Raw genomic sequence first — 24,006 nt, forward strand, 5'->3', positions numbered from 1 at the left:
GTTTTAGCACATATGATGAAACCTATGAACAAAATTTTAACCTTCCTATTTTTATCAATTATAACAGTTTCTTGCAAAAAGGACATCGGCGTAACTGAAAAAGAGGTGAATTCAGTACAACAAGTACTAAATTTTTATGGCGGCGAATGTCGAAGACATAAGGGGTTTGACTCTGAAAACGGAGAAACTAAAACCTACTTTGAACTTGAAATGAGTAAAAGCACTTTACTTGAAAACAATTCTCAAAGGTTAATGCCACATTCTGGTAATATTGCTTATTTATTTTATTCAAGTTTAGACAACGAAAAATCAAACTATAATCAAGTTAGGGTTAAAATAAATCTGGATAACGGAACTAGTTCTGAGTTTTCTTATTCAGACAAAGAAATAGAGGAAATCGAAAAACTAATGCCGAATATAAATCTGATATCTGAATTATTGGCAGGTAAAAAATATACAAACTTAAAAGACCTATTCGATAAAAGTATTGAATTAGAACCAGAAGATTTAGCTCAATTATTCAGTAATCTCGAAAATGAATACGGAATTATAAAACAATCTCAATTTCAAGGTTTTGAATTTAAGGACACCAATAATTTCGGTCAAGTAATAAAAGTAAACGTTGTGCAAATTAGAGAGAAGGTTGCTTTGACAATGGCTTTAGTTTTTAACAAAAATAATCAGAATTTAATAGCTATAGAATTTGAATAAAATACTTGATAAAGCAAAGAGCTGAGCTGAAAACCGATTAACATCTAACTCAATCTACCCACATCATTTCTATCATAATCTAACCCTGTTTTAGCTATGCCGTAAGCTGGTTTAATCAATTTGCTACAGACTTCGATCAAGCAATTTTTTTGTTCTTTCCTTTTAAAACTTTGCTGTCATATAACACCTAGCATTGAGGGCTATGGTTATTAGCTGTTAACTGCACAGCAAACAATGGTTATTGAACCATAAGAGCCCGTTTAAGCAACAAATTTTGTTCTAAAATGGCTGCTTTGCCCACTCAAACAACAAACCAGCTAGTTTGTTTACTACCTAAAACACCCATTTAACTCCGTTCGCTTTACATTTTGTCCATACAAGTGCAATTTCCGTCGCTATTCTCAGTGTTTTACGACGCATTATAGCAATAAATAACCGACCACATGGTCGGTTTCTTGTTTTTAAGACCATTTATCTTCTAAGAGCCATTAATAACTAATTAGCCCTCTACAATTAAAAGCAATCATTGTTTTTCGCAATAGAAAGTTCTAAGCTAATTGTAGGTTTATTCTTTAATGGTATATTAGTAACTAGACGACATCAACAATTACATTTATACGATTGTTGGCGGTAATTTTAAAAATATGGGAACTTGGAGTGCTGAAATATTAGGCAATGATTCTGCGATGGACGTTTATGGTTTTTTTGAAAAACTGTATAATAAACAAGAGCTTAGCATTGATGAAATTAAACGAGATACTCTTTCTAAGTTTGGGTTATTTAATGACAATAATGAACCCGTTTATGGCAACGAAGAATGGCTTGCCTATGCTTTTGCATGTTGGGAATATAAAGCGATAGACAATGAGACCATAAAAATTGTCGCCAATATATTAAATGATAAGGATGACATAAAAGAAGATTGGGAAGAATTAGCAAATGAACGCATAAAAGAAATTGAATTATTCTACATTAAAATTCAAACGCCACCTAAGAGGAAAAAAAGAATTAAAAAAGAGTACATCGTTGAAATACCTTTTAAAATAGGAGATTGTATACTTACAACCTGTGAAAATGGAAAATATAGTATTACAATTCTTTTAGATATCAATAAAAAAAAGGATAGTCAAAATATGTGGACTTATTATTTTGCAACTACTCGTATTTATTCTGAAGACAAACCAACACCAGAGACCATAAAAAATAGTCATTTTTTAGTGGTTAATTATGGAGAAACTTGGGAAGGAGAAATTACAAACTATTACATAGAAAATCCTACTGTATGGATTAGAGGAAGTTTTATGGGCTCCATAAAAAATGAAACAGAAAAGCAAGAAAAAGAAAAAGAATTACTCGGTTATGAAATTATAACGAATCTTAATTTTACAACAATACCAGAGTTACCTAAATCTTTTGGGTATTTTAGATTAGACAGTGACTATTTTATAAAAAATCAATCAAAATGGGAAGAACAAAATACAAACATTATAGATTTATCATATCCCATAAAAAATTACCTTGAAATACCAGAAATCGTAAAAGAAAAACCTAAGAAAAAGAAATGGCAATTTTGGAAATAACTACCATCGCACCGGCTATAATTAAAAGTGCCATATTCATAGGTTTATGAATATTTTCTTGCCTGCCCCCTACTTGGCATTGCAAAACGTTATCAAAAACAGCTCAATATTTTCTGTGATTTATCTAGTAATTAACTACCTTTTTAAGCCATGAAACATTTATTACTACTCCAAGCTTTAATCCTTTTATTGATATTAAATTCATGCAAAGAAAATATTGATAAAAAAGAAGAAAATGAAACCCTAATTCAAGAAAAACCAATTACAAGAAAACTAGAAAATAGTGCTTGTAAAGCTTCTTTTGACACAATAGGTAATTCTCAAGCACCAGTAGAACTAATTGGTTTGTATGAAAATATTGTGAATACAAATGACCATACTTATGGTTACTCATTAAAACTATGGAAATTAGAAGAGCAAATACTAGGTTTTTTCAACGTCTATGAAAGCAGCCTTGAACCTGATAGAAGTGGAGTAATAACAAGCGGCTCTTTAGCTACTAATGATAGCTTATACATTGAGGCATGGACTAAAGAAAGTAAAGGTTTTAAGGATTGGCAACAATCTGATGTACATGTTTTTTCATTTTCAGGAAAACTGAATGACAATAAATTAACAGGTACATTATCTACGCTTAACTGCTCAAATAATACTGTGGAATATGTTCAACAACTAGAACTAAGTTATTCTGAGATGTGGCCGTTAGAAAGTTATGCAAACATTGAAGATTGGAAAGAGAACTATTCTAATGACCTTGATATGGCAAACTAAAATCTACTTAAAACAGTGGTTATTGAACCATAAGAGTTCGTTTAAACAGTGAAATTTGCTCTAAAATAGCTACTGTTCCCAACCAAAAAACAAACTACTTGGTTTGTTGTGTGCTCAAAACGCCTATTTAACTTCATACGCTTTGCACTTTGTCGATAAAATTGCGAATACTGTCGTTTTTTAAAAGAATGCTTACCACATTTTAGAAGCAAAAAACCGACTAATTAGTCGGTTTGATGTTTATAGCCATTTCTATTGAATATGATTATTATGATTGTGGTTTTCACTCATGCAAGGCGCCTTGTTAACTGTAGTTTTATTCTTTAGTGGTATATTAGCTAGGTAAGTTTTAATAACAAAAGTGGTAGATAAACGTAACTCTGGTTTATTTATATGTACGTTAACACCAACTAGAAAAAACAGAATGAAGAAAATTTTAGTCATAACAATTCTATTGATTACAACGCAAAATCTAATTTCTCAAACAGCAGAAGAACTTAACTCAAAAGGAATTGAACTTGCTAAAAAAGGAAAAATAGACGAAGCATTCTTAATTTTTGAAAAAGCAATAACTCTTTATCCAGATTCACCAGGGCCATATTCAAACAGAGGAAATGTTTATCGAATGAGAAAAGAATATGACCTCGCAATTAATGATTATTCTAAATCTTTGGATTTAAATCCTGATAATTTAAGTGTCCGTTATTCGAGAGCTGACACCTATATGGATAATGGAAAGTTTGAAATGGCTATATCTGACTATTCTAAAATAATCGAAAAAAAACCTACTTTCTCTGATATTTACTTTGATAGAGCTTATGCAAATATCAGGTTAGAGAAATATGGGAATGCCAAAATAGATTTAGAATCACAATTAGAAATAACACCAAAAGATTTCAAGTCATTAGCGAATCTGATAAACATAAAAACTAAATTAGAATTGTTTGATGAAGCATTAGCAGATTATCAAAAAATAGTGACTGAATTTCCAAATCAGCCAAACCTTCACATTCTTTATAACAATTGGGCAAGTCTTTATAGAGAAATTGAGAAACCAAAAGAAGCATTATTAAAAATCAATAAAGCTTTGAATTTGAAAAAAAGCTATGATATTGGACTTTTCAATCGAGCAGGTATTTATTTGGAACTTGGTGAGGAAAAAAATGCTTGTAAAGACTTTAAGAAAGCACTTATGTTAGACCTTGAAAAGAATAAGCATTTCGAAGCTGATGAAGATTTTGAGAAACTTAAAAAATTATGTGAATAATTCATTGCTAGTTAATGCTTACTTACGAAAGTCCTCGCGGTATTTCTATCTGTGATTCATTTGCTAACTTTTTGCTTAAACTCGCAACGAAATCATACACTAGAAGGTTATAGCCAAACTGAAAGCAACCCTTTATTTTCTGCCTATTCGCCATATAATTAACGTTGTAAAACATAATGCTGTCACCAAAATAAACAATGAATCTAAAAAATATTGCTAAGGCTATTCTTGTTTTTATAACGCTATTAATAATTACTTTTTCTCCATTCTATTTTTTTACAATAAAAAAAGAAAGTAAAGAACTAATTCATAAAACTGAATTTGAAAAACAAAAAGTAAAAATAGATTCCATTGACATTCAAACTTCAAATATTGACGGAGCAGGAAAAGCAAAACAGTACTACATCTATTATCATAATAAAAAGGATCATATAAGTTTATTAGACTATCGAGATGTAGTTTTTTCGACCAAAAAACAAAAAAAAGATTTCGATCATTTCTTATCTCTAACAAAAAGTGATAGCACATTTTATTTACCAAGCAATGATTCTATATGGATTTGGCATCATCCGATTTTAGAAGATAATTATGGAACTGAAAATGAAACACATTTAGATGTTTCAAATAATATTTTATTAATAATTGTAAATACGTTATTACTTATAATCTCAATTTCCGCTTTGTTTTGGCAAATTAAACAATGGACCAAAAAAAAGCTTAATGATTAATTTTAAACAATTTATAGACTAAAAGAAGAGGAAAAGTACAATCGGTATTATTTTTAAAAGTAACGTTTTACAACACAATCAAAACACAAAGCCGACTTCAGGGCTAAGCAAATAAGTCCGTGCCTATTTATTAAGCCGTTAATCTCGAGAACTACCGAGATTGTAGAAACCTAAAGAGGCATCGCTCATGGTAGCCTTAATGCTCCCTTTTGTTCTTCCTGATTAATACTTAAAATCACCTATTTTAATAAAAGTCAAACTAAGCTGTAAATAATTTATGGCCGTTGTTCTGCTATAACAAACACGCAAATTTCTACATATATAAGCTTATCACACACAACTGACCAAAGTCATTCTTTATCATTTAAACTAAAACTAATTTTGTTTAAAATAAAGTACGGTGACACGTCAAGGGATCTAATTAATTGACTGAGTCTGAGTTTTTAGAAAGTCCTGAAAAATTTGTAAGGGCGGGTTTATTCTTACAAGATTAGTAGCAAAACAATCGAAATTTAAACTACCACTACTCTTAAACATAGTAACACTTTAATCAACAAAATTTTAAACTATGAAGGATTCTAATATTTATTTAAACGGCTTAGGATTAAGTTCTTTATCAGTTGCTGTCTATTTAATTCAGAAAGCCGGTTTTAAGCCGGAAAATATTCACATTTTTGAAAAAAACCCTGAGACAGATTTAGTTGGAGGGTCAATGGATGCATCTGTTGAAATGATCGATGGCAAACCCGTTTACCTTATGCGTGGAAGTCGCATGTACGAAGACAAAGTATATTGCTGCACAAAAGAGCTGTGGTCATTAATACCTTATGACGAACTTGGGTCTTGTTTAGACGACTATGAACGTAATGCTGCAGAATGCAATATGAACACCGTGGTTAGACTACTACATGCAAACGGTGAGAAAGATTCTGGACATGACTTGGGCTTAGGTACTAAAGAAGCTCTTGAAATGGCTAGATTAATAGAGATACCAGAATCAAAGATTCCGGCAGACGCCAAAATCACCGATTATTTCAGCGAAGATTTTTTCAAAAGTAATTACTGGTATATGTGGCGTGCGCTATTTGCTTTTCAGCCATGGCACTCTGCGATAGAGATGAAACGTTACATGAAACTATTTTACCACCGTATGTCTGATATGGAGAAAATGACTTCTTTAGAACGTACACGTTACACAAACTACCACTCGTTCGTACTACCTGCTATTAAACTCATCACAAAAAAAGGAGTTCAAATACATTATAATACTTGTATTACAGATGTAGACTTCAAAGAAAGTGATGATAAACGTTGGGTAGAACGCTTACATTTAAAAAATGCAGATGGTAAGGTATTAGATGCAATAGAGCTTAGACCAGAAGACAAGGCATTCTTGACAATCGGCTCAATTGTATCAAATCACTCTTACGGTTCACATGATAAGCCTGTAGCTACAACAGCAGTAGAAAAACCAGGCGAAGCATATGAATTATGGCAAAACATCGTATCAAAACAAGCAGATTTAGGCAGACCAGACCGCTATTTACGTGACGTTTCTCTTTCTAGAATGATGCACTTTACGGTCACTTTTAGAGGAAACCTTTTTGAAAGAAAATTTCAATGGTTAGTTGAACGGCCAATGGGAGTACAAAGTCCCTTGCCTTTGACACAATCTCCATGGATATTGCACGTACATACCTATCGCCAACCCTTTTTCCCTGGGCAAGCAGAAGATACTTGTGTAATTTGGGTTTCAGCATTGGGTGAAGATAATCTTGGTCAATTTGTAAAAAAACCAATGTACGAATGTACTGGAAAAGAAATTTTAGAAGAGCTTTTAGGGCATTTATGGGGAGATCTAGATGAGAACGAGAAAACAGAACTTCTTGAAACATCGTACTGTGTGCCTTGTAGACTACCATACGGCATCTCTCAGTTTCTACCTAGAACCGAAGGTGATAGACCACCTGTGGTACCAAAAGGCTCGCAAAATTTTGCGCTCTTAGGGCAATTTGTTGAAATACCAGACGGTATAGTTTTCACGACTGAATATAGTGTTCGTGGAGCAATATTAGCGATTAACGAATTAATTGACCCATCAATAGAGCCACCTGAAATGTACTTTGGTCAACACCATATATGGGATAATTTAAAAAATGCAAAAGCAATTTTAGGTTAACTATCAAACTTTACAATCTTCAAATCAACGGGGTTATATCCGTTGATTTGAAGATTTCTCTTCTCCGTATTATTTCTAATTAGTTCTAATCAATTATTGCATTTGTAGTTTTCCATAATAGAAAGTTACGAGCTAATTCTGTATTTATTCTTTAGTGGTATATTAGTGTCTAGACGAAATCAACAATTACATTGATGCTATAGCTTTGTGTAAGTAAAAAATGAGCAAATCTAAATGAAAGAAACAATACTGAATAGAATCATAGAACTTGGAGGAAATATCGATAAAGTGAAAGGCAAGTCTTTAGAAGAAGATTTAATTTCAATTACATTTAACACAGTTTTGTATCAAAAACCAACTGATTCGCCTTGGGCAAAAGCCGAAGATGAAGAACCTATTTATGGAATAGGAGATTTTATAGACCAAAATAAAGATTTATTAAAATCTGACAAACAATCTCTTTACGATAAAATTATTGAAAAGTATTATTGTTTGACGGAAGAAGGATTTGGACAAATGTTTTGGAAAGCAGAATTATTTACACCTTATAAAAAAGGAACTGAAGATTTTGACGAATGGAATAGTGATTTTAAAGATTATGATGAAGTTGACTTAAAAGAGATTATAGAATTAACAAATAATAATGAACCTGATTTCATACAATTGTTTTACAGCTATAGTTTTCCTGACAATTTTTATATAGTTCTATCTGACCCAAATCCTGAAAATCCAACATTATTTGGAACTGACCACGAAGTCTTTTTTAGAGAAGTAACTAACGAAGGTGCTTTAGAAGATTTAATGAACACTTTTATGACCAAAGAAGAATTATTAGAAATTGTAAAAAGCAAAGTGGAAAAATAATTACGGTTTAGTGCTTAATCAAGGGGCGTTGTGTGCAATTTTCAACAATTGGTATATTTATATCAAATAGCTTTGAAATGAACAAAAACACATCAGTATCTCTCGGAAATTATTTTGACGAATTTGTGTGAAGTAATACGAGCAGGACTAAGACTTTTAGAAGAGGAAGAAAACAAAGTAATTGCATTGAAACAAGCAATTCAAGAAGGAATAGAAAGCGGAATAGCTCACGACTTTGACCCAAAGACACATCTTGAAGCTTTAAAAGCCAAGAAGCACTTGAATGGCTAAATATAGGTTAACAAACAAAGCTGTTGAAATAACTAGAATAGTACACGAAAGAATGAACTTGAAGAAAAGAATGACGGAATAATAACTAAGGCAAAATAACCACTATAAATATTCATCTGCTATCAAAAAAAGAGCTTCTAATTAATGAGCACCAAATCACCGACCAAAAATACCCTAAAAAAAGCCTGGCACACCTTTGTCAGTAGCTCTGCATGGCGTTGGTTTAAGAAAGTAACTGTATTGATTATTTTCTCTTTGGTAATAAACCATTTAGCAGAGCGTGAAAGTTTTCCTGGTAGTGATTCTTATAGCTTTCCCATTGAAGGTTTTTTGTCATCTATTATTTTATGCATTCTCATTGGTATTATAACCGAGGTTAATTTTCAATATTACAAGAAAAAGCATTTCTCCAGAAAAGTTGAAATGGCAACTATAGCATGGTTCATGGCTTCAACGCTAGGCTATATTACCCTCATGTATATTCCTATAAATTTTATTTTTAGTCTAGTCGTAGACGGTGAGATTGAGTTCTACTATTTACTAATAGGTCTACTCATTACCTTACTATTAAGTTTTATTCTTATTGGGGTATCGTATGCTCAAGATGTATACAATTTATATAAGACATCATTAAAAAATGCTGTTGTAACTATCGAAAGCGGTGCAAAAACTACAAAGCTCGCTTATGAGAATATTGCATGCTTTTACAGTGAAAACAAAATTGTATTTGCTGTAAAAAATGATGGCACAACTATTAGTACCGATTTTATATTAAATGAGCTGGAAGAAAAAATAAACAATCAATTGTTTTATAGAGCCAATCGGCAAATTATTGTTCATAAAGATGCTGTAGAAGTAATAGAGAAAATTGAAAATGGTAAACTACGTATTCAATTAAAAGCTGTTATTGAAAATGATGCTACTAAAGAAATAAACATCAGTCGGTACAAACGAAAAGAATTTATGACTTGGTTTCAATAATAAACACCGACTATTCAGTTATTAATCTACTACCATTCAGTAAGAACATCAGTAATTAAAAGGGGTCTCAGCGTTTTTGTTCATTAATTCGCTTAGAATTTAAAACCAACAATAATGAACAAAGTAACCTTACGCCAAATAGTAATTCCATTAATTACCATTGCAGTCATCTGCTATATATGGTTCGGACCACTCAATTTAAGTTATATAGAAAACATCGTTGTTTCTCTATTAATCATCTTATCAAATTATATAGAATACAAGGGAAAACCATTTTCAGCTCTAGGCTTTCGACGCGAAAAATTTACGGTCAAAAACATCTTCGTATTAGCGCCATTAGCAGCACTAGGTCTCTTTAGTTTTTATGTCTTTTTATTGGTTCCTGGAATTACAAAACTCACCGGAGTCCCGATAGACTATTCAAGTTTTAAAGAATTAGAAGGAAATCTTTCCGCTTGCTTAATTGCCGTAGTAGTCGTGTGGGCTACTGCCGGGTTTGGAGAAGAAATTATCTTTCGTGGTTATTTCATGAGACAATTTGTAAAATTCTTCGGAGAAAGCAAATTCAGTATAGTTCTTAATATTGTCTTGTTAGCTTGTTTTTTCGGATTTATGCATAGTTACCAAGGCATTACCGGACAAATTGTTGCAGGTACTATTGGAGGGCTCATAGCTTTGATATTTTACCTGCGTAAATACGATTTGTGGTTTGTAATTGCTGTACATGGTTTTTTTGATACCATTTCTTTGATTTGTATTTACTACGGCTTGGCTTGATGGTAATTGGAAACCATACCTCATCTTAAACTCACCTGATTAGAAGCTAAAAATATTTATGAAACCATTTACTATTACAATTGTTGTGGTACATTAAAACACACGCTACAGAAAACTTAATATGAGTAAAATTTATTAAATTATTTTTTCTTAAATTTGTATCCAAGTAGATACACTATTTATGTTCTTTATTGAGAAAACATCTGAATTTGACAAATGGCTGAGAAAGCTTAAAGACCTTAGAGCTAAAGCTAAAATCATATTCAGAATTCAAAAATTAGAAACTGACGAACATTTTGGCGACTGCAAACCAGTCGGTGACGGAATTCGAGAAATGAGGATTAATTTTGCCAAAGGTTATCGCGTTTACTTCAAGGAAAAAGATGGAAAAATAATAGTACTACTGATTGGCGGAGATAAATCTACCCAACAAAATGACATTGCGAAAGCGAAAAGTATTTGGAAAGAATTAAATAAATAAAAAATGGGAACTTCAAAATTTGAAATAGCTGATTATTTAGAAAGCAAAGAAATGATTGCAGAATATTTAAATACGGTTTTAGAAGAAGGAGATAATTCAGATGTAATAAATGCAATCGGAAATATCGCAAAAGCGATTGGTATGACAAAAATTGCAGAGGAAACTGGCTTGAGTAGACCGAGTTTATATAAAGCATTATCAGATGGAGCAAAACCTCAATTTGCCACAATTATGAAAGTATTAAAAGCGATAGGAGGACAAATTCAAGTGAATCCGACGTCTGTCTGAAAAAATAACATACCTCAATAGTGTTTTTTCACACACTAAGTGTCAAATACAGAGATGTTCCGCCACATATAAAAGCTCAAAACTTTAGCCAAATCAAGTAAAGATGTAAGTACAACAACAGCGAAATTGTGTTAATTTCCTACTTATTAGTATCTTAACCTTCTATGCCTGATAAATTACAATTAGACACCATCCTGTTTTTGGATATAGAAACCGTACCTGAAAAAAGTTCTTTTGACCAATTAGATGAAACTACAAAAGAACTGTGGGCACACAAATCTCAATACCAACGAAAGAACGATGTAACTGCAGAAGAGTTTTACGAGCGTGCCGGCATATGGGCAGAATTCGGTAAAATCATTTGTATATCTGTTGGTTACTTTACATTTCAAAAAGAGGTGCGTAGTTTTAGAATCACCACGTTTTATGGAGAAGAAGCTAAACTTCTACAAGATTTTAAAGAGCTATTAAACGAGCATTTCAATCATGCAAAAAATGTACTCTGTGCACATAATGGTAAGGAATTCGATTTCCCCTACATCGCTCGTAGAATGATTATTCATGGTATATCGTTACCTCAAAAGCTAGACTTATTTGGCAAAAAACCATGGGAGATTCCGCACATAGACACCATGGAACTGTGGAAATTTGGCGATTACAAACATTATACTTCTTTAAAACTTATGGCACATGTGCTGGGCATACCTTCACCTAAAGAAGATATTGACGGTAGCATGGTTAGGGTTGTGTATTATGAAGAAGATGATTTAAACCGTATTGTTACCTATTGCGAATTAGACGTATTAACCACTGCACAGGTCTATTTAAGATTAAGAAATCAAGCTCTTTTATCCGATAATGAAGTAAAGAAAGTAGCTAATGAATAGCATCTTGTTAAAATTAGCATCCACCGATATAAAAACAGGACTAATGATGTAATTTTGTTAGTAACGACATTTGTTCTAAACGAGCCATACCTATGAAAAAAATCATCTTATTATTCTCTGTAGTTTTAGTACTGGCAAGCTGTATTCAAGAAAAGGAAATAAGCTCTATACATCCAGAAAACTGGTCTAAGAGAAAAATTACCATGAAAGTTCAAGATTCTTTAGAGCATGGTAAGTCTTATTTATCTATCTATTCTCAAATTTATAGTAGTTCTGAGCATAAGACCCATAATTTAACGGCGATGGTTAGTTTACGAAATACAAGCGATGTCGATACTATTTACCTATCTAAGGCCGAGTATTTTGATACTCATGGGGTTTCGTTAAGAAATTACTTTAGCCATCCTATTTATTTGGCACCTTTAGAAACAGCAGAAATTATTATTGACGAGATGGATGTTGAAGGCGGTACCGGTTCGAACTTTATTTTTGAATGGCAAGCACCAAAAGATTGTCCAGAACCATTATTTGAAGGTATTATGAATTCTACCGTTGGCCAACAAGGACTTTCATTTACGACACAATCTAGAAGAATAAAATAAGTTTCTAGTACTTATAGAATTTCGTACTCTTGCTTACATCAGCATCTTGAATTTGTAAAATATACAAACCTGAAGGTAAATCTGAAACGTTTATTCTAGCATCTGAAGCTTTATCCATTTTTAACGCTACACCACCTGTACTCATTATTCTATAGGTAGTAGTATCAGACGTTTTTACATTCAATTGAATTTCATCTACCGCAGGGTTTGGATACACGCTAAACGCAATATCAGAATCTGCACTTAAAGCATTTAAGGTTTCTAACTCCGTTTCCTCACCTTTAAAAGTAAATGTTGCTACTTCACTAAATTCAGAAGCGATGTTTTGTGAGCAGAATGTTCTTAATCTGAAAGAATACGTAGTATCTGTCAACAAACCCTTCCAGCTAAAGTTGTTTACAGAAATATACTCTGTAGACCATTCTTGTTGGTGAACTTCTTTATACTGAATTTCATAAAGTGCATCTTCCGAAGCATTCCAAGCTAATTTTACGGTAGACATTTCAGCTTCATCAAGACCAACTTCTGGTGCATTTATAGAACACGTAGTCATAGCAACACCTGAAACGATCAATGAAAAATCTTGCATATCGTTTACAAGCTCTCCTTTGTGAGTAACCGTAATTGTATACGTACCGCTAGCATTAGGAATTTCAACTCTTTCGAAAGGATCAACCAAATTATCTCCTTTAGTTGCATCACTTTCTGCCTGCGCAGGGTTCAATTTCCAAGGTAAAAATGTTTGTCCGTTTTTAGTAACTCTAATATCAAGATCGTTTACCAGTGCTGCAGTCGTATTATTCAATTCACCCGAATTAATAAAACTAGATTGTACATCGGTCCAAGAAATTGAAGCAATTAATGTTTCGTTACCTTCTGCAGTTACATCAAAAGAAAATGAATTTCCGTTTTCTAATGTCTCTTCAGCAATGTGGCTAGAGAAATCTTTATTGTTTAAAACCTCAGCAGCGCTTTTCGAATTCATGATTCCCCAACCTAATTTATAATCTGGTCCTAAGGCGTCAACATCATCTGCAGTATGCAAAGCCAAACCTTTTAAAGTGGCTGCTTTCATATATTCACCATATAATTCTTTGTTGTACTGTTGTAATAACAATAATGACCCAGTAACACCTGGCGTAGCCATAGAAGTACCAGAAGAAGTTTCATAACTAGTATTACTAGCCGCATCTGTAGAAAGAACAGCACCACCGTTACCTGCAATGTCTGGCTTAATTCTACCATCATCTACAGGACCAAAACTAGTGTAAGTACATACATCTGCATTTTTTAAATCTCCGTTTCCATCAATCTTAGAATTTGCACCTGCAACGGTAATGTTATTTTTTGAAATGGTGAATCCTAACAATACATCAAAACCATCAGCAGATTGACCGTATGTAGGTTCTAAGTTATCTCTACTCTTTTGTGCATTACCTGCTGCAGTTACCATTAAGTAGTAAGGCGCATTGTACATGATCTTGTCCCAATCTTGAGCTACTTTCGTGTAAGCACCAAAATACCAGTCTGGTACACGACTCGCTTTAATACCATAAGAATGGTTAGAAAGAAGAAGTCCGTCAGCAGCTGCTTCCGTTACTTCAATCTTATCTCTTGTCCAATCATGAGAAACTACTTTAGCCATATTCGCTACACCTTTAGCATCTCTTTTAAGTCCCGTAGAAATTATACTTCCTGTAACATGGGTAGCATGTGTATCAACTTCGGCATTATCATCACCAATAGTAACCCTAGATGTATATTCGATATGATTCTCTAAAGCAACACCAGCATCCCAAACACCAACTTTCATTCCATCACCATCTAAATGAAGTCCCATTAAACCATCTGTATTTAAAGTGCTTGCTCTAGAAACTAGCCCAGCTTGATCAGAATAAGTTTCATAATATAAAGGACTACCATCGACCCCTATACCCTGCAATTCAATTTTTTTACCGTTCGCTAAAGTTTCTTTGATTTTCCAGTTGTTCAGTTTTGCTGCCTCTTTAAGATGAGTTCTTTCAAGAGCATACTCAGAAACCAAATTCGACTTGAAATTTGCCAATTCGGTTCTCTTATTATTTTCTGCAATTTTCAATCGTTGTTGCGAAGTCTGCGCAGTAATAACATTTGTTGCCGAGAACACAAAAAGTATCAGTATTATGATACTACTTTTACGGTAGATTAAGTTGTAGGTAGTCAACATAGGTTTTAAATTGTAGGATTTGGACTACAAACATATTAACCTTGTTGAACGTTTCGGTGAATGACCACTTTTATTCGACGAAATACTTAAACATAATGTTCAAACTGTTGTGAAAGCATCAATTTATGATGTGTAAGATTTTTCTCTCGATATACGGTACTTTAAGAATTGAAGGTAAACATCGCATAAACCGGAAAATGATCGCTATAACCACCCATATACCGATCAGATACAAATGTTCTGTAGGGCGTACCTTTATACTTACCTTCTTTCTCTTTTAAAGACTTATGATCAAAGATTGCTGCATTATCGAAACTATGTGTATTCTTTTCATAATTAAAAAAAGAGTTCGATAACAATATTTGATCAAACATATTCCATTTACTACCATATACAGAAGAGCCTTTACTATTAGGTATATGTATTTTCTCAAAAGGATTAAATAGACCAGCCCCTTCTGCCATCTTTTGAAGACTTGTTGAAGACGGATCATCATTAAAATCTCCCATTACAATAATATTGGGGTCCAATTCGGTTTCCTTTATTAGTTTAATTTTCTCAACTATTTCGTTGGCAGCAATAATCCGCTTGTATTCTGTTTCTACACCACCATCTCTTCTAGATGGCCAATGGTTTACAAACACATGTACCAATTCTTTATTCAATTCTCCCTTTACATATAGTATGTCTCTGGTTGTATCCCTAACTCCGCCAGCATTATCAACTAGTAATAACAATGGTTCTGAGTGTAATACTTTAAAAAAGCGCTTTCGGTAAATAAGACCTGTATCTATACCCCGTTCATCTGGTGAATCGTAATGTATAAATCCATAATCCAAATCATCCATAGCATCGGTATCTAACAATGCTTTAAAAACACTATTATTTTCGGCTTCGGCAACCCCTATTAGTGCAGGTGGGTAAGGGTGGTCTTCTTCACCTATCTTAACTATAGTCTTCGAGAGTTTCTCTAATTTACGTTGATAGCGCTCTACAGTCCACTTTTTTGCACCATTAGGGGTATAATCTTTGTCTAATATTTTGGTATTGCGCTCTGGATCAAATAGATTCTCTAAATTGTAGAATGCAATCGTATAACGCTGTTTTTTTGTCTTTTTCTTAAAGAATGGAAATCGCATGTATTATTTTAAGGAGAAACTAACTCTAGAGAAGCAAAGAGACATTCAACGAGTATTAATTAAATATTCTTTGGAAAGCCTCAGAGCACAAAATCTCGATTATCGAGTCAATAAAAATACGAAATAGCTTATCGGTAAATGCTTAATTTTACACTTTACGGAATTTATGATAGAAAAGAAGAGTATAGATTATGAAAAAGCGGTTCTTATTGGTATCATCAATAAAGACCAGAATGAAGAAAAGGTAAAGGAATATCTAGATGAACTAGAGTTTCTTACCTATACTGCTGGTGGTGAAGTTTTCAAACGTTTTACCCAACGTATGGATATCCCAAATCCGAAAACCTTAATAGGTACTGGGAAAATGGAAGAAATCGAAAAATATGTTGATGAGCATGAAATTGGTTCAGTAATTTTTGATGATGAACTTACACCTGGTCAACAACGTAATATTGAAAAACAATTACGTTGTAAAATTATTGATCGTACCAGTTTAATATTGGACATTTTTGCGCAGCGTGCACAAACAAGTTATGCCAGAACACAGGTAGAACTTGCACAGTATGAATATTTGCTGCCAAGACTAACCGGACTATGGACACACCTTGAGCGCCAAAAAGGTGGTATTGGAATGCGTGGACCTGGAGAAACTGAAATTGAAACAGATAGACGTATAGTTCGTGACCGAATTACTTTACTAAAAAAGAAGCTTAAAAAAATTGATCGCCAAATGGAAACCCAAAGAGGTAACCGTGGTGCTTTGGTTCGTGTTGCTTTGGTAGGGTATACCAACGTTGGTAAGTCTACATTAATGAATGTTATTAGTAAGAGTGAGGTATTCGCCGAAAACAAGCTATTTGCCACATTAGATACAACAGTAAGAAAGGTTGTTATAGGAAATCTCCCTTTTCTATTAAGTGATACAGTAGGATTTATCAGAAAACTACCTACACAGCTTGTAGAAAGCTTTAAAAGTACGTTAGACGAGGTGCGCGAGGCAGATTTACTATTACATGTAGTAGATATTTCTCACCCGCAGTTTGATGAGCATATAGAATCTGTTAACAAGATATTATCTGAAATCAAAAGTTCAGATAAGAAAACAATTATGGTCTTCAATAAAATTGATCAGTACGAGCATGATACTATTGATGATGATGATTTAATTACAGAACGTACCGGAAGACATTTTACCATTAATGATTGGAAACAAACTTGGATGGAAAAAGTGGGCGACCGTGCTATTTTTATATCCGCATTGAACAAAGAAAATCTAGATGAATTTAGAAAACGTGTGTATGACGAGGTAAGAGATATTCACGTAACTCGTTTTCCTTATAATAATTTTCTATATCCAGAACATTTAGACGAGTATTAGAACCCAATTATAATCAAATTTAGGTAGTTCATCGAAGAAATTAAACCGTTGGTAAATCTCACCACAATATGAGATCAGTTCACAACATAAATTGTTTTCAACAAGACCATATGAGTTAATTTTACAGTGTACTTTAAGATAAGTCTTGACCCCAAATCGATATTTAACTTATGAAAACTAAAAAGTAAAATCCCAAATTTTACGATAATACTTAACCGAAAAAAGCCCTCTATGTAGAGGGCTTTTTTATTATATACTATTTTCTAATATAATCTCTGAGACTACAAAGAGTAGTTAAGACCAACTAAGAAGTAAGTCTGTAATTTATTGTCAACATTATCGAATGTAGCTGTTGGATCAGGGATAGCACGTGTTAAAGCATTATTTAAAGCTTCTTGCTTGTTATCACGTAAACCGAATTCAAATCCTAAACCAATACCATTCCATAACGTGTAACCAAATGAGTTGATCCATGTTGTGTTAGAAAGGTTACCGCTCTCATAGCTTTGAAACATAGAAAGATTAGATTTAAAGTTAACCGCTCCGATTTGTCTCGTATAATCAGCAACGATTTTAGCACCTAAAGAAGATTCAAATACAGAATCGCCATTACTAAATACAAAGTTGTAGTTTAATGGGTGAATTACAACAACTAAATCAGCAATAGGAGTCCAAGTAGCACCAACACCTAAGTCAAGGTATCCTGGATCATTAAAGTTATCTAGAATTGTAGTTCTGTACTCAGCTAAACCAGAAATAGCCCATTTTTCATTAAGCTTTCTACCGTAAAGAGAAGAAATATTAAATACATCAGTTCCATTTTTGAAACTGTCATCATCAGTGTCAATACTCTTATCGTCGAACTTTACCCATGCTAAATTTAAGTTACCAGAGTTTCTCCAAAAGAATTTCTCTTCGTTCAAATTAGCAAAAGCATTTACTGTTACACCGATGCTACCAGAAGATAAATCTGGAGTACCTTGACCGTACCAGTTGTTAAAGCTACTAAGGTTTGCACCAATAGTACCGAATGCACCTATTTTCCAACCTGGTAGTGCATCTATTTCACCTTGAATAGCGTCAGCTCTTCCTTGAATAGCTGCGATAGAATCTTTCGCTGCACCTAATTGACCTTTTAGTTCTTCTTCTGTCTGAGAAAAACCAACAGTTGCAACAAATGCAAGAGCTAGAGTTAATACAATTTTCTTCATAATAATTAATGTTTATAATTTATAGTGGCGCAAAGGTAATAATACTTGAGAACTTCTTTAAGCACGATTATGTTATTTTCTTTTATATAATGGTACAGAAGAACAAGCTTCGCCATACATAATAGACTTTGCAACCGGTTTTAAACGCTCTGCGAGAAACAGATAGGCGTTCGCAGGTACAGGTTTTTTACTGCACCCTTTAATAATAATTAGTTGATCTTGATACTCAGAAACGTCAATAGCATCAATTATAGATTGATAAATACTCGTTTCTAAATCTACTAAAGTACCTTGAATAGCTTTTTTTGCGATACCACTAAGCTTAACACTTAATAATAAATATGCCCAACCGGGTACGATAGCATCGGTAGAACAGTGCATAGCAACATAAGTACCCCCGTATTGAGACCAATCATGTGCTTCTACAAAAGCCCTAAATTCTTTTTCCTTTAATATAAAACCTTCAAAAAGCCAGTCTTTAATATCTAGCACGACTCTATTACCTAGCGGATAGTAATCTTCTAGGTTAAAAGTAATCAGTTTGCTTTGGGCAACTTTATTTACAATTTCATCTTGCATAAAGGCATCTTTTAAATTGAGAAAACAATCTAATTAAAGAAGTCCTAATTCTAATTTTGCTTCTTCACTCATTAAATCTTGTGTCCACGGCGGATCAAAAGTAATTTCAACCTCAGCATCTTTAATCGCATTTAAAGATTTCACTTTTTCTTCTACTTCTGCAGGTAAACTTTCGGCAACCGGACAATTTGGAGAAGTAAGTGTCATTAAAATCTTAACTTCATTATCTTCATTTACCAAAACATCATAGATCAACCCTAGTTCATAGATATCTACAGGAATTTCTGGATCATATATGGTCTTTAAAATCTTAACAATTTTCTCTCCTAATTCTGCGCTGTCTTCAGCTATATTTTCATCACTCATAATCTTCTAGTCTTCAATTTGTGTTTGATACGCTACTGCGTATAACTTTAATTGTTTGATCATACTTACCAAACCGTTTGCCCTTGTAGGCGACAAATGCTCTTTTAGCCCAATTTCATCAATGAACTGCGTATCGGCATCTAAAATATCTTGTGGTTTTTGGTTGCTAAATGCACGTATTAAAATGGCAATAATTCCTTTAGTAATAATAGCATCACTATCTGCTGTGAAAACCAATTTATTATCTTCTAATTCGGCGTGTACCCAAACCTTACTTTGACAACCTTTAATAATGTTATCGTCAGTCTTAAACTCTTCGTTAATTAATGGAAGTGATTTGCCAAGATCGATCATGTACTCATAGCGCTGCATCCAATCATCGAACATAGAAAATTCATCTATAATCTCTTCCTGTATCTCTTTAATTTCCATTGCTTTATTTTATGCAAAAATACGATAACAATTGAAGGATTTCAAACCTTAACATTACCTGTTAAACTTTGTATTACAACAACATACTTTTTGCTTTCAAAACACCTGCAACAAGTACATCTACTTCTTCTTTGGTATTATAGAAAGCAAAACTAGCACGTACGGTACCTGGTATTTTATAGAAATCCATAATCGGTTGTGCACAATGGTGCCCTGTACGAACAGCAATACCCAACTTATCTAGAATACTACCTATATCATATGGGTGAATACCCTCGATATTGAATGATATAACAGAAGTCTTATTTTTAGCCGTACCGTAAATTTTGAGTCCGTCTATCTTCAGTAACTCTTGCGTAGCATATTCTAGTAACTCATGCTCATATTTGGCAATTTCATCAAAGCCAATAGCATTCATATAATCTAATGCAGCACCAAAAGCGATACCACCACAAATATTAGGCGTACCAGCTTCAAATTTATGTGGTAAATCGGCATAGGTAGTTTTTTCGAAAGTAACCTCTGCAATCATTTCACCACCACCTTGGTAAGGCGGCAATTTATTTAGCCACTCTTCTTTACCATACAACATACCTTCACCAGTTGGTCCGCATATTTTATGTGCAGAACAGGTATAAAAATCAACATCTAAAGCTTGAACATCTGCAACTAAATGGGGTGCAGCCTGTGCGCCATCAATTAATACGGCAGCACCAACCTTATGCGCCTTTTCTATAATTTCTTCTATCGGATTAATAGTCCCTAACGCATTTGAAATATGATTACAAAAAACCAGTTTCGTTTTATCGTTTAGAAGTTCCTCATAAACATCCATTCGTAATTCCCCTTCTTGATTCATAGGGATTACTTTTAAAATAGCACCAGTACGTTCACATAACATTTGCCATGGCACAATATTAGAATGATGCTCCATCGCAGAAACTAAAACCTCATCTCCTTTTTTGATTAAAGAAGCGAATCCGTTTGCAACAAGGTTGATACTGTGCGTTGTGCCTGATGTAAAAATTATCTCGTAAGATTTAGCGGCATTAAAATGCTTCTGAATCTTTATTCTTGCCTGCTCGTATTTATCAGTAGCTTCTTGAGAAAGCGTATGAACCCCACGGTGAATATTTGCATTGTAGTTCTGATAGTAATCTACTATTGCATCTATAACCTGCTGCGGAGTTTGCGATGTAGCGGCATTGTCTAAATAAACCAATGGTTTACCGTTCACCTCGCGCTTAAGAATTGGAAAATCTTCTCTTATTTTTTTAATATCTAGCATAGTCAATCTTCTTATATACAAAGATACCCGATAATGAAAACATATCGGGTATACTGCATTATCCTTTTGTGATAATATGTATTTAAAGAGATTTAGAAACGAAATCCGACACCGGCTTTTATTAAACCTATTTTTTCATTAAAATCATAAGTATAAGTTTGATTGTTTCTTGTGTTCTCCCCTTTCCTATTAATATTTAAAAAATCATATTGGACTTGTATAAAAAATCGACTCGACAAATCATAACTAATGCCTAAGTTCAAGTTTAATCCACTATCGGTAATTGATTCATCTACCTGAACACCTCCACCATCTTTCAAATACGAATCATCTACAACTATGGCATAACCTAAACCTATTTGAGGCTTAAGTTTGGCCAATCCTGGAATTGCTATTTCCGCGAAAATTTTGGGCTGAAATAAAAACTGTTTTGCTTTATAATCGAATTCAACATTATTACCCTGTTCACTTCCATAAGTAAAATTATCATAGTTTTTTAAAAACGAAGCATTTAAACTTGCCCCTAATTTAAAGGCACCAAACTCTACAAATCGATATTTAATTCCCAAATCTAATACACCGTTCAATTCAATGGGCGTAGTGTTATTAGAGAGGATTAAAGGGTAATTAGCCTCAACACTCCATTTTTGATCCTGAGCATGTAAAACAATAGCGGTAAATACTAAAAATGAGGTAAGTAAAAGTCGTTTCATAAATTTCAAGTTAATTATTTATTCAACGAAAATAACTAATTGACAATGTAAGAAAATACAACGGTTCGTTAAGAATAACCTAACGAACCGTTAATTTTAATTGAAAGTATTTTAAAAAATCGAATATGCTGCAGTTAATTGAAATACAGAATGATAAGCTTTACGGTCAATAAATGAATCGTTAAATAAATTTTTCAATCCTCTATAATATTGTAGACCAATATGTAAATCATCATTTATAACATAGCCAGCTCCAAGTACAGCTCCATAATCCAGTTTAAAATCTCCCGAAGACCTATAGACTTCAGAAATAGATTCAGGCAAATCATCTCCTTTAGCTTTACTTACCGTATTTAAAAGAAAACTTACTTGAGGTCCTGCATTAATATAAAACCGTTCTCCTACGTACCACTTGAATGTTAAAGGAACTGCTAAATAATTATTTTTAGTCACCTGTTTAAAAGAGTCCGCAGTTAAAGGTTCTAAATCAAAACTTCTAAAGTTAAGATCGTATTCATATACAGCACCAATAGAAGAATATAGTAACTCTGGCTGAAAAGAAAATTTAGAACTTAACGGTATCTCAGCAAAAATCCCTGCATGAAATGAAGATCTATACTGACTATTATCACCGTAAAATGAATCATTGGTATCTATATTAGATACATTTAATCCTGCTTTTACACCGAATCTAGATTCTTGAGCCAAAATGGAAGCATTACAAAGAAGAAAAGTAAGCGCAAAAAAGTAGTGTTTATTCATAAAGAAATTGGTTAATGGTTTATTATTATGACGTTAATTTATAGGTAAATTTTTTCATAAAAAAAGCGACACTGATGAAGTGTCGCTTTTTAAAGTTTTATAACAATATGATTTAAGAAAATCGTTCTTATCTATAAATCAAAACCAAGGTTCACCCCTAGCTTCTTAGCAATCAATTTATTTATTCTAGTCTTCAGTTCAGGAATACGAACCGTATTTAAAACATTGTTAGAAAAAGCATACATTAATAAAGCTTTTGCCTCTTTTTTCGGTATACCTCTTGACTGTAAATAGAATAAAGCATCTTCATCTAACTGACCAATTGTACAACCGTGAGAACATTTTACATCATCGGCAAAAATCTCTAACTGAGGTTTCGAATTGATGCTTGCTTTATCACTAATTAGAATATTATTATTCTTTTGGAATGCATTTGTCTTTTGTGCAATTTTATCTACGATAATTTTACCATTAAAAACACCTGTAGAGCTATCGCCATAAATTCCCTTATAATCTTGATGACTTTCGCAATTAGGTTGCATGTGATGCACTAATGTGTAATGATCCACATGCTGCTTTTCCCCTAGAATAGTAACACCATTCATAGTAGAATCTATATACTCACCATTCTGATAAAAGTTAAGGTTGTTACGCGTTAATTTACCACCAAAAGAGAAGGTATGAACGTTAACAACACTTTTGTCTTTTTGGTCAACATACGTGTTATCGATTAATGAAGCTGTAGCCGCATCATTCTGAATTTTATAAAAATCAACGATAGCACTTTTAGCAGCAAATATTTCGGTTACTGCATTAGTAAGTGTGTCGTTTGATGTTAAACTCTGGTGACGCTCAATAATTTGAACCTCAGCATTTTCTTCTACTACAATTAAATTTCTTGGTTGCAATAAAAGAGAAGCCTCATTACCAGTAGAGAAATGTAATATCTCAATTGGTTTTTTAGGCATTTTATTTTTGGGGATGTAGATATAAGCTCCTTCTCTACTAAACGCAGTGTTCAAGGTAGTTAACGACTCATCTTTAGATGCAATTTTATTAAAATACACATCAATTATCTGCTTGTACATTGGCTTTGTAAGCGCTGCACTCATTAAGCAGATATCTACTCCGTCATGCGTAGTTTCAGAAAGGTAAGAGCTATAAATACCATCAACAAAAACAATCTTGTAGGTATCAATTTCGTGAATAAAATAGCGTTTTACATCTTTATATTCCAACGCATTCTGTTCCTTAGGGAATATGCTGAAATCTATTTTTTGTAAACTATTTAATGAAGTATATTTCCAAGCCTCTTCCTTTTTAGAAGGAAATCCTTTTTCCTCAAAGTTTTTTATCGCTGCCATACGAACATCGTGTACCGGATGTTCAACATCCACGTTGTTCTCAAACGCCATAAAAGAGGAAATCAATTTATCTTTTAAATCCATATTTTTTCAGTTGCCAGTTTACAGTAGCAGTCGGCAGTTCGTAATCTCTAATTACTGCCACTGAATACTGTATACTT

General features: G+C 33.2%; 24 protein-coding genes and 1 pseudogene. 15 read left to right on the forward strand and 10 right to left on the reverse strand.

The window, feature by feature from the left end:
- Positions 1-24: 24 nt before the first annotated feature.
- The 14 genes and pseudogenes from QSV08_RS15430 to QSV08_RS15495 all read left to right on the forward strand — a co-directional run bounded on the left by QSV08_RS15430 (position 25) and on the right by QSV08_RS15495 (position 12,407).
- Entirely contained in the window at positions 25-711 is a 687-nt protein-coding gene (locus QSV08_RS15430) for a hypothetical protein (protein ID WP_324024616.1), read from the forward strand.
- Between the two features lie 644 nt (positions 712-1,355).
- On the forward strand, positions 1,356-2,291 hold the full coding sequence (locus QSV08_RS15435; RefSeq protein WP_324024618.1) for a hypothetical protein: 936 nt from the start codon (positions 1,356-1,358) through the stop codon (positions 2,289-2,291).
- Between the two features lie 150 nt (positions 2,292-2,441).
- Positions 2,442-3,062, forward strand: coding sequence for a hypothetical protein (locus QSV08_RS15440; protein ID WP_324024619.1), 621 nt, complete (start codon positions 2,442-2,444; stop codon positions 3,060-3,062).
- 424 nt (positions 3,063-3,486) lie between these two features.
- Positions 3,487-4,329, forward strand: a complete 843-nt coding sequence (locus QSV08_RS15445; RefSeq protein WP_324024620.1) for a tetratricopeptide repeat protein — start codon at positions 3,487-3,489, stop codon at positions 4,327-4,329.
- Positions 4,330-4,526: 197 nt separating this feature from the next.
- A complete protein-coding gene (locus tag QSV08_RS15450) occupies positions 4,527-5,057 on the forward strand; it encodes a hypothetical protein (protein WP_324024621.1) in 531 nt (176 codons plus the stop codon).
- 568 nt (positions 5,058-5,625) lie between these two features.
- Complete coding sequence (locus tag QSV08_RS15455) at positions 5,626-7,236, forward strand: oleate hydratase (protein WP_324024622.1); 1,611 nt, start codon at positions 5,626-5,628, stop codon at positions 7,234-7,236.
- A gap of 234 nt (positions 7,237-7,470) precedes the next feature.
- Positions 7,471-8,100: a hypothetical protein gene (locus QSV08_RS15460; protein WP_324024623.1), complete on the forward strand. Its 630-nt coding sequence runs from the start codon at positions 7,471-7,473 to the stop codon at positions 8,098-8,100.
- Positions 8,101-8,177: 77 nt separating this feature from the next.
- Positions 8,178-8,391, forward strand: a pseudogene (locus tag QSV08_RS15465) (type II toxin-antitoxin system ParD family antitoxin).
- A gap of 144 nt (positions 8,392-8,535) precedes the next feature.
- Positions 8,536-9,372: a LytR/AlgR family response regulator transcription factor gene (locus QSV08_RS15470; RefSeq protein WP_324024624.1), complete on the forward strand. Its 837-nt coding sequence runs from the start codon at positions 8,536-8,538 to the stop codon at positions 9,370-9,372.
- A gap of 114 nt (positions 9,373-9,486) precedes the next feature.
- On the forward strand, positions 9,487-10,149 hold the full coding sequence (locus tag QSV08_RS15475) for a CPBP family intramembrane glutamic endopeptidase (RefSeq protein ID WP_324024625.1): 663 nt from the start codon (positions 9,487-9,489) through the stop codon (positions 10,147-10,149).
- A gap of 181 nt (positions 10,150-10,330) precedes the next feature.
- Positions 10,331-10,630: a type II toxin-antitoxin system RelE/ParE family toxin gene (locus QSV08_RS15480; protein ID WP_324024626.1), complete on the forward strand. Its 300-nt coding sequence runs from the start codon at positions 10,331-10,333 to the stop codon at positions 10,628-10,630.
- A 3-nt stretch (positions 10,631-10,633) separates the two neighbouring features.
- Entirely contained in the window at positions 10,634-10,918 is a 285-nt protein-coding gene (locus tag QSV08_RS15485; protein WP_324024627.1) for an addiction module antidote protein, read from the forward strand.
- A 164-nt stretch (positions 10,919-11,082) separates the two neighbouring features.
- The gene (locus QSV08_RS15490) at positions 11,083-11,805 is read left to right on the forward strand and encodes a 3'-5' exonuclease (RefSeq protein WP_324024628.1); all 723 of its coding nucleotides are present in this window, start codon (positions 11,083-11,085) and stop codon (positions 11,803-11,805) included.
- Positions 11,806-11,897: 92 nt separating this feature from the next.
- Positions 11,898-12,407, forward strand: a complete 510-nt coding sequence (locus QSV08_RS15495; protein ID WP_324024629.1) for a DUF3124 domain-containing protein — start codon at positions 11,898-11,900, stop codon at positions 12,405-12,407.
- 4 nt (positions 12,408-12,411) lie between these two features.
- Here the strand turns inward: QSV08_RS15495 and QSV08_RS15500 are convergent, their stop codons facing one another.
- Both QSV08_RS15500 and QSV08_RS15505 read right to left on the reverse strand, forming a co-directional pair.
- Positions 12,412-14,613 carry a S8 family serine peptidase gene (locus QSV08_RS15500; RefSeq protein WP_324024630.1) on the reverse strand — a complete coding sequence of 734 codons (2,202 nt, stop codon included), beginning with the start codon at positions 14,611-14,613 and terminating at the stop codon, positions 12,412-12,414.
- 161 nt (positions 14,614-14,774) lie between these two features.
- Positions 14,775-15,752, reverse strand: a complete 978-nt coding sequence (locus QSV08_RS15505; protein ID WP_324024631.1) for an endonuclease — start codon at positions 15,750-15,752, stop codon at positions 14,775-14,777.
- Positions 15,753-15,918: 166 nt separating this feature from the next.
- On the opposite strand from QSV08_RS15505, the gene hflX reads away from it, so the two are divergent.
- Complete coding sequence (gene hflX / locus QSV08_RS15510; RefSeq protein ID WP_324024632.1) at positions 15,919-17,130, forward strand: GTPase HflX; 1,212 nt, start codon at positions 15,919-15,921, stop codon at positions 17,128-17,130.
- Between the two features lie 281 nt (positions 17,131-17,411).
- On the opposite strand, the gene QSV08_RS15515 is transcribed toward hflX, so the two are convergent.
- The 8 genes from QSV08_RS15515 to sufD form a co-directional block, all read right to left on the reverse strand.
- Positions 17,412-18,341, reverse strand: a complete 930-nt coding sequence (locus tag QSV08_RS15515; RefSeq protein WP_324024633.1) for a DUF3078 domain-containing protein — start codon at positions 18,339-18,341, stop codon at positions 17,412-17,414.
- Between the two features lie 72 nt (positions 18,342-18,413).
- Complete coding sequence (locus QSV08_RS15520; RefSeq protein WP_324024634.1) at positions 18,414-18,920, reverse strand: DUF2480 family protein; 507 nt, start codon at positions 18,918-18,920, stop codon at positions 18,414-18,416.
- 33 nt (positions 18,921-18,953) lie between these two features.
- The gene (locus QSV08_RS15525; RefSeq protein WP_073241624.1) at positions 18,954-19,286 is read right to left on the reverse strand and encodes an SUF system Fe-S cluster assembly protein; all 333 of its coding nucleotides are present in this window, start codon (positions 19,284-19,286) and stop codon (positions 18,954-18,956) included.
- Between the two features lie 6 nt (positions 19,287-19,292).
- Positions 19,293-19,718, reverse strand: coding sequence for a SufE family protein (locus QSV08_RS15530; RefSeq protein ID WP_299318741.1), 426 nt, complete (start codon positions 19,716-19,718; stop codon positions 19,293-19,295).
- 73 nt (positions 19,719-19,791) lie between these two features.
- On the reverse strand, positions 19,792-21,006 hold the full coding sequence (locus QSV08_RS15535) for an aminotransferase class V-fold PLP-dependent enzyme (protein ID WP_324024635.1): 1,215 nt from the start codon (positions 21,004-21,006) through the stop codon (positions 19,792-19,794).
- A gap of 92 nt (positions 21,007-21,098) precedes the next feature.
- Complete coding sequence (locus tag QSV08_RS15540; RefSeq protein ID WP_324024636.1) at positions 21,099-21,719, reverse strand: outer membrane protein; 621 nt, start codon at positions 21,717-21,719, stop codon at positions 21,099-21,101.
- A 111-nt stretch (positions 21,720-21,830) separates the two neighbouring features.
- Positions 21,831-22,481, reverse strand: a complete 651-nt coding sequence (locus QSV08_RS15545; protein ID WP_324024637.1) for a porin family protein — start codon at positions 22,479-22,481, stop codon at positions 21,831-21,833.
- 131 nt (positions 22,482-22,612) lie between these two features.
- Complete coding sequence (gene sufD / locus QSV08_RS15550) at positions 22,613-23,929, reverse strand: Fe-S cluster assembly protein SufD (RefSeq protein WP_324024638.1); 1,317 nt, start codon at positions 23,927-23,929, stop codon at positions 22,613-22,615.
- Between the last annotated feature and the right edge of the window lie 77 nt (positions 23,930-24,006).

The organism is Maribacter sp. BPC-D8, assembly GCF_035207705.1.
Classification (GTDB): Bacteria; Bacteroidota; Bacteroidia; order Flavobacteriales; family Flavobacteriaceae; genus Maribacter.